Genomic DNA, 7301 nt, shown 5'->3' with positions numbered 1-7301 from the left:
ACGAACATATTGCCGCCGAGTGGTTTCGGTCCAGGCCATCGTGAACTCCTTCGAATCTTGAACAAATCCGACGGAATCACATCCTACTGAAATCACTCAACTCTTTTTCGGTCAGGCTCTAAGATTACAGCGGATGACAAGAAGCAGCAGCACATTGGTTCATTTGTGTTCGCCATACCGCTGCTTTGGTTCGCAACGACCCACAGCATCAATCAACTCACGACAAATCAGTTTTCGGTATGGAGTATCCCTGATGTCTCCTATCTCATTGTTCTTGCGGTTGTCTGTAGTGCCTCGTTTTTCAAGCACAACAGAATTTGATGTGTGTCCCGCCGGTGCCGTGACACCGAATGAGGGATCCGACTAAATCACTGCCAGCGCAATTGCCGCAACGGTGACCGACGCGTCGCTCTTCAAATCCGGCCGACAACTGGCGGCATGGATAGGCCTGGTGCCGCGGCAAAACTCATCGGGTGGCAAGGACCGCCTCGGAAGGATCAGCAAACAAGGCGACCCTTATCTCCGCCGGCTTCTCGTCGTCGGGGCGCACGCGGTCCTCCGCTTCAGCCGGAACGGCAAAACGGCGCCGACGCGTTGGGCTGCCGAGCTTCTGGCGAAGAAGCCGTACAACGTCGTCGCTGTTGCTTTGGCAAACAAGATGGCGCGGATCGTCTGGGCGTTGATGACGACGGGCAGGCGCTTTGAGGCGACCGCCGCCGTTTGAATGCTCACAGAGGATGCAGAAATTGGTGAGGTGCTGATGGCGTGATGGCGAACGGTCGAGCCGGGATCGGACAAACCCGATCAGTGGGTGCCGCTTGAAAGCGCGTTGACCTGTCTGGGATCCGATCCGCGGACTACATCAGGGCCAGCGGCATGAGCGCGCCGCATTCAAAGGCCGAATACATGCCTGCACCCGACCAACCCGTCAGAAACACCAACTTGCACCTTGCCACGCGGAGGCCGTCCATACATGCCACTGAGAATTTCCTCCAGCGGCGACTAGAGTTCCGGCGGTTTTGAATACGCCAAGTGGCGCGGTGGTAGCAACCGGCGGAAACGCGAAGCTTTCATCTTGCGCAGCGTTGGAGCCGGTTGCGGCGATGGTCCCGGCAAAGCTTGCCGGGGTCTGATATCCGAGCGATGAGTGTGGCCGGAAATGGTTATAGTCGTCCGCCCATTCAGCAATGGCGCTGCGGGCATGCTCGAGACCGAAGAACAGGTTCTCGTTGAGCAGTTCGTCGCGCATCCGGCCGTTGAAACTCTCTACATAGCCGTTCTGCATCGGCTTTCCCGGCGCGATGTAGTGCCATTCGACCTTGTGATGTCCTCCATTGCGACGCTCCTTCCATCTCCCCCGGGTCATGATGCCAGCGGTTCGGCGAGCATACCAGCTTGGCGACGGGCATTGGGATCTTTGTAGGGGCTCCAGGCTCTACGAGAGTCAATCCAAAAAACAGTGCATACCGAAAGGGCAGCGGGTGGCTAACGAGGAAATGAACATGCCGGTGAAGTTTGAGACCTGGCGGGTAAACGTCTGGAACGTCGCCATCATCGTGGGCGGCATAGCGGTCAACGGGGCGTGGGCCGGCTAGATCTGGAATGATACCCAGCGCGACATCAAGGCCCTGCAGGTGCGTTTCGATGTCGAAGCCGAGGCGCCTAAGGATCGGCTAAAGGGTTATCAGGACTCGATCAGCAGTCTGCAGCAGCAGGTTGCCCAGATCCCGCCCATCTCATTCCAGGTGACCCGCGCCATCGAGGCGACGGCAGAGAACAAGAAGGGCATAGACGCGGCAAACGATCGGATCGATCGCGTCGTGGAATCATTCGGCGGCAAACTCGACAACGTCATCGACACGATCAACAAGGTTTCGACGCAGGTCCAGGTCTTGAGTTCTAAGCTCGATGACATGCAGGGGAAGGGGGCGGATAAGACCGCGTTTCTGACGCCAGTCATTCGGCCCTAGGGACTGATGCGCTTGATGAAACGCTTGTGAGACCGTTTCGATTAGACGCATCGCAAGTTGGGTTAGTTTGGAAAAACATTTCGCAGCCAGATATGGGAATCAGACAGTTCAGGTGCTAAGTAAACTGCGGAGCCCTTGCTTGGTGAAGTGGCCCCTGGGCCTTTCGATTGATAGCCAAGATCGCCGATATGGCGGGCTGTACCAATTCAGTAGTGGTGCACTGCGCCACGGCGCCATAGGTCGTATTCGTAAGTTATCCTGTCTTTAATCATGTCATACGATCTCGTGTCGTTGCGCTCCCATTTCCGCTGAATCGCCCAAGCGCAATAGTCTGCCATCTGTAACGAGCAATCCGCTACGGAGGGCCTAAAATCAACTGCCCAGCGACCCGTCGTTATCGTCTGCCCCATCACATCGGAAAGACAATTTGTGAAGGAGAGCTTCTCCTTTTTTGTCCCGAGTGACGCTGCAGTCACAAGCAAATCGGTGTCAGCGGGAATATGTCGGGCGATTGCGAACTTGAAATTATAAAACCACGCGTATTGATAAAACCTAGCTTTATCTCGCCTGACTTGAGGCTGCGCCTTTGACTTTTCGCAAAGGGGTAGCCTGAATCTCAAAATCATGGCCAAGCATGGTTTCGAAAACCCGATCTCTAACATTTTGCTTTTCAACGTTGGCATGGAAATAATCGCCTATTTCTGCGCCCTCCCAGATAAGTTGTCGTCGGAGATCGTGCAGCGATGAAGCTGCTTTGGTATCGGTCATAGTGATGGTGCAGAGCATGAAATAGCGGCTTACATTTGGCTGCCGATTAAAAGTAAAGCAGCGTGCCTCGTCCGCAAAAAGATATCGCTCAACCATATTTTTTGTCCGTGATGAGAAATTACCCGATCACAAGACTGAGGTGCTAAGTGTCGCTAGACTCGTATGCGGTCGATTGCGCCGAGAATATCTGGAGTCGCCTAAAAGTCGAGTCAGCGGTCGGCTTCCTCTCCCAGAATTCTCAGCCGCCTGATCGCATCCGCCCCTCCAGCATCCCGTGCGCAACCATCCCAGTCAGATTCAGCAGCTCCTCGGCAATTCGGTCACTGATCGAAGCCGCAAAGCTGAACAGCTTCGATGCGGAAGCCTACCTGCGAATTGTCCTGTTCCGCATTGTCGACCATCCGTTCACGAGAGTTGATGAGCAATTGCTTCAGGATGCTAATAATCCTCGCCCGGACGGCTGACGCAGTTGAAAGACGCAACGTACCAGTTCGTGTTCACTGGCATCGTCCAGCTTGGCTAGCCGTCGTTTGCCACAACGAGCATCAAGAATACCAAGCGCCCGGATCAACGGTCTGGAATTCGTGAGCATTGCGTCAAGGGGTTGATTGAGGGATTCGAACATCGCTTGATGCAAATCAAAATGATCCGCTACTCCACGCTCTCGAAGCTTCCGCTCGATTTCTTGCACTTCTTCACTGGGTAGTTCACCGGTGTGCTCGTCGCACAACGCGACCCGCTCTTTCCAATATTGGTAATAGGCGCTTCCGTAGATTTTCTTTCCGTCTAAGGTGACCAGAAATTCCCCCTCGTGATCGTGTGCGTAGCGATATCGCGTTGTTTGAACCTGCACTCGACCGATAACTTCTGGGGCAAAGCGAGCTTCGACAAGCTGTTTCAACTTTGTCCACTTCATCGGAAACGCTCTCGCCTCAAAATCAGCACGCTCCTCAAGCACCTCTGGGGGTTTATACTCTGCCTCTGCCCAAATTTCACCGTTCCAGCCAAAAGTTTGAAAAAGCATTCCATCGGCCGCTTACCTTCTAGGAGCCGTCGCGTTTCGGCTGACATTAGCCGGTCGATTTCGTTGGCTGCTCGGTATAGCTCAGCGATGAAGTCGGTTTCGTGCTCACTCGTCCTCATATTCGTCGTCGTCGCCGTCCAGCTCTTTCAGCTTCGCGTCGATCAGTTTGATCGCCAAAATCATCGCGTCGATTTCCCATTCGAGATGTTCGGCTAAATCCTCGGTGATGATTTCGATATCGGCTGCAGGTAGGTTGGCTTTGCTGTTGATGATCCTGATCGCGTCAGCGTTGAGGCGCCACAGGTAGTACTTCGCCCGCTCGATCTGAAAACCAAACTTGCTGCGTTGGTCGTGCAGACGTTCTCGCTCTTCGTCGATCATTTGGAACTCCAGACGCTATGGGCTGTGCCGCAGTTTTCCACCATTTGCGCTATAGCTGAACAGTGCGCTGTGGATGTTAGCTTTTCGCAAAGCCTAGATGAAGGCCCTCTTGGAGCGTACGCTCAATCTCCCCCAAAACTCGTCCCATTAGCGATCTTCGCGAAGGGGAGTTCAATGCAGGATAATGTTAGACCAATTGCGCCGATCAGGCATCTCCGGGATCGACCCCCAAATGCCGCCTTCGGGATTGCCGATATTTGAAATGGTGAAGCCGACCGACCTTTATGTTGATCCCGCCTATCAGCGTAACATCGGCGAAAAAGGCTTGCGGCAGATCAGGCGTATCATCGGAGGTTTCGATTGGACCAAATACAAACCTCCCATCTGCGCGTATGCCGAATCCGATGGTCACACGATCCTCAAAGTGCTGGATGGCCAGCACACCGCCATAGCTGCGGCGTCAAAACCGCACGTCCCACTGATCCCGGTGATGATCGTCGAGGCGGAAGATACCGTTGCGCAGGCCAAGGCCTTCATAGGTCAGAGCACTGAACGCGTCGGAGTGACGACCCTGCAGCTTCACCAAGCGGCGCTTGCCGCCGCGGACGAGGATGCACAGACCTTGGAACTCGTCTGCTCAAGGGCGAACATCAAAGTTTTGAAGACGACAAATTCCTACACCGGCGGCGGCAACCGTCAAACGATCGCCGTCAACCAGATCAAAGGTATGATCGAGCGACACGGCGCTAAGCTTGCTCGTGAAATCTTGGAAGTTCTTGCAAACGCCGAACGGGGGCCGCTAACCGCTCCCCAGATCAAAGCGGTCGAATTGCTGCTGACCGCGCCTGAGTATGCCGACCTGATCACTCCGGATGATCTCACAATTGCCATCGTCGACTTGCTATTCACCGCAGAGGACGAGGCGAAGATATTTGCGGCGAGCCATAAAACCACCTTCTGGCGTGCGCTAGCCGTTACGTGGTTCAGGAAATGTAAGAAGCGGCGCAATTCGGTCGCAAAGGCGGCGTAGCGCGGCCGGATGGGAGCGGGCGATGACCAGGAAACATCGTCTGCTCTCTTTGGCTAGATGTGACATATCTCCGACTTCAGTTGCCGGACCGCGTTGCGCAGACTACCTCCCCCTGACCCAGCGCCCTATATCGCCCCCATGCGGCGCTTCACCCGACAAAATTTCCTCGCAACGATTATTGCCTTGATCTTGGCTCTCCTCCTCGGAGGAGCGGCATATCTCCCGGCGTGGGTGGCAGAGACGCACAGTTGGGACCAAGGTGTTTATTCTGACCCGGTTGCGCGGCGGCATCCCGGCGAGTGATCCTACGTACGACCTACTCTCCGGGCATGCAGAATAAATCAGAATCAGTATTGCGGAGACGTGGCCGATGATCGGCGTACGTGCCCTTTTTAGGTGAGGGGCGCGTTTCAGGTTTCGCAATAGAATCAATGGCCATTTTGGGCGAGAAGGTGAGAGGAAATCAACACGAGCAAAAACGCTCAATGCACTGTAAATATTGGAAAAAACGATGCTTTGAATGTGGAAATATGGTGGGCGATGAGAGACTCGAACTCCCGACATCCTCGGTGTAAACGAGGCGCTCTACCAACTGAGCTAATCGCCCTCTTGCGCGGTTCAGTCGTTCGCGCTTGCGGTGGCAGTCATCTATGCGGAACCGGGAAAAACTGCAAGGGGTCTCATCCAGATTTTCGCTCTTTTTGTTACAAGGCCGATCGTCTCTGCGATTTCGTCCAGCCGACCGTGGCCGTTATGCGGTTGCTTCCGTTGTCGATGCATCGGCGCAAATCAGTTGATTGAGGCAGGGTTTCGACCGAGGTGAGCAGTTGCTGCGAACACCGGGGTTGACCACTGTCGGCATGACTTCGATTGCGAGATAGCCAGCGTCTTGCGATCGAGAATGACTTGTCCGCCGACTTCATAGCCGGTTCCGTTCTCGGCCACATGCCTCTCAACAACAAAGACGATCGTCGCACGATCGGCGAATTTGGTGAAGTCTACGGGCAGATGCGAAGATCGATGGCGAGGGCGCGGCCGTTGCTCATGATTACACCGCCCCGGGCCCAGCGACTGCAGCGTCGCGCCTCTTGTGAGGAAACACCTGGGCTACCCCGGTTGCGAAGATATCCCGTCGCGTGCAGTTCGTCGCTCGGCGAAGAGAATACGGTGCGGACCTCGGTCGCCTCGGCGCCGTGACGCCCATTTACGCCTCGGCGCAACGCCTGATGGGCGCCGAGCCCAGCGAAGGCGACGACATTTATTCCGTTGGCGTTATGACCTATCTGATAGTGACAGGGCAAAGAACCTTTCGCACCGCCAACGCCTTGGAAGCAAAGACGAATGGAATTTCTTTGGCGCTCCCGGGCGCGTGTCGAAGCGCCAACGCACTGCGCTCCAAAACGCCTTGTCGCCGGGTGACCGCCGACTGCCATTGGACGCATCGGCCGAGCATTTCGCGGATCAATTCATCAAGCCATTGGTCGCCATAGCCAACCAAATCTTGCACGCGTATCGAACTTGTACTGCCGAAAAGTTTCTCTCGAATAGTGTATGTGCCGTAGGTCTTTTGAGCGGCAAGACCAAAGTCTGATGCCGATCCGGACCTAAGCCTAGTCTCGGAACTATTTGAAGTTACGTACATTTTCCCTACAGTTCTGCCCAACCCATGGCGCCACAGGTGGCCAGGGCAGACAACAAAGGAGAATGTTATGAGCATGAAGATCATTGTTACAGCGGCGGCATCGCTTGGTCTCCTGGCCGGCGGCGCATTCGCCCAATCCTCTACTGTCAATGGTGCAGCCGGCGGAGCAGTTACCGGTGCCGTTGTCGGAGGCCCTGTCGGTGCCGCCGTGGGTGGTGTGGCAGGAGCGATCGTCGGTACTGCCATCGATCCGCCGCCGCAGAAGGTTGTCACCTATGTCGAGCAACAACCCATTCCTGATGACGAAGTCGTCGTAAAGGAAAAGGTCGTGGTCGGAGAGCCTCTTCCTGAGAGGGTCGTCGTAACGCCCGTGCCTGAAAACTCGAAATATGCCTATGCGGTCGTCAACCACCAACGGGTGATCGTCCAGCCGACGACGCGCAAGGTCGTTAGGGTCCTCGACTGACGTCGCGGTCCACGGCGAAC

Annotated in this window: 6 protein-coding genes, 1 tRNA gene and 2 pseudogenes; 4 read left to right on the top strand and 5 right to left on the bottom strand. The window is 55.3% G+C overall.

Going from position 1 to position 7301, the window contains the following annotated elements:
* Positions 1-367: 367 nt before the first annotated feature.
* Positions 368-724 (top strand): annotated as a pseudogene (locus tag DTW90_RS31425) (transposase); the annotation flags it as partial.
* A 387-nt stretch (positions 725-1111) separates the two neighbouring features.
* Here DTW90_RS31425 and DTW90_RS37845 read toward each other — a convergent pair.
* A pseudogene (locus tag DTW90_RS37845) lies at positions 1112-1324 on the bottom strand (transposase); the annotation flags it as partial.
* Between the two features lie 310 nt (positions 1325-1634).
* Here DTW90_RS37845 and DTW90_RS31415 point away from each other — a divergent pair.
* Positions 1635-1970, top strand: a complete 336-nt coding sequence (locus tag DTW90_RS31415; protein WP_149343463.1) for a hypothetical protein — start codon at positions 1635-1637, stop codon at positions 1968-1970.
* A gap of 558 nt (positions 1971-2528) precedes the next feature.
* Here the strand turns inward: DTW90_RS31415 and DTW90_RS31410 are convergent.
* From DTW90_RS31410 to DTW90_RS31400, 3 genes are all read right to left on the bottom strand, one after another.
* A complete protein-coding gene (locus DTW90_RS31410; RefSeq protein ID WP_149343461.1) occupies positions 2529-2834 on the bottom strand; it encodes a hypothetical protein in 306 nt (101 codons plus the stop codon).
* 334 nt (positions 2835-3168) lie between these two features.
* Positions 3169-3762 (bottom strand): hypothetical protein, encoded by a 594-nt coding sequence (locus DTW90_RS31405; RefSeq protein WP_149343459.1) that lies wholly within the window; start codon positions 3760-3762, stop codon positions 3169-3171.
* Between the two features lie 105 nt (positions 3763-3867).
* On the bottom strand, positions 3868-4143 hold the full coding sequence (locus DTW90_RS31400) for a hypothetical protein (RefSeq protein ID WP_149343457.1): 276 nt from the start codon (positions 4141-4143) through the stop codon (positions 3868-3870).
* Positions 4144-4405: 262 nt separating this feature from the next.
* Between DTW90_RS31400 and DTW90_RS31395 the strand changes: the two genes are divergently transcribed.
* Positions 4406-5173: a hypothetical protein gene (locus DTW90_RS31395; RefSeq protein WP_149343455.1), complete on the top strand. Its 768-nt coding sequence runs from the start codon at positions 4406-4408 to the stop codon at positions 5171-5173.
* 531 nt (positions 5174-5704) lie between these two features.
* Here the strand turns inward: DTW90_RS31395 and DTW90_RS31390 are convergent.
* A tRNA-Val gene (locus DTW90_RS31390) sits at positions 5705-5780 on the bottom strand.
* A 1102-nt stretch (positions 5781-6882) separates the two neighbouring features.
* On the opposite strand from DTW90_RS31390, the gene DTW90_RS31385 reads away from it, so the two are divergent.
* Positions 6883-7281, top strand: coding sequence for a DUF1236 domain-containing protein (locus tag DTW90_RS31385; RefSeq protein WP_132527696.1), 399 nt, complete (start codon positions 6883-6885; stop codon positions 7279-7281).
* Positions 7282-7301: the final 20 nt, after the last annotated feature.

It is taken from the genome of Neorhizobium sp. P12A (assembly GCF_008365395.1).
In the GTDB taxonomy this organism is placed as follows: Bacteria; Pseudomonadota; Alphaproteobacteria; order Rhizobiales; family Rhizobiaceae; genus Rhizobium.
Note: the sequence above shows the minus strand (reverse complement) of the source record. Positions and strands in the feature narration are given on the sequence as shown.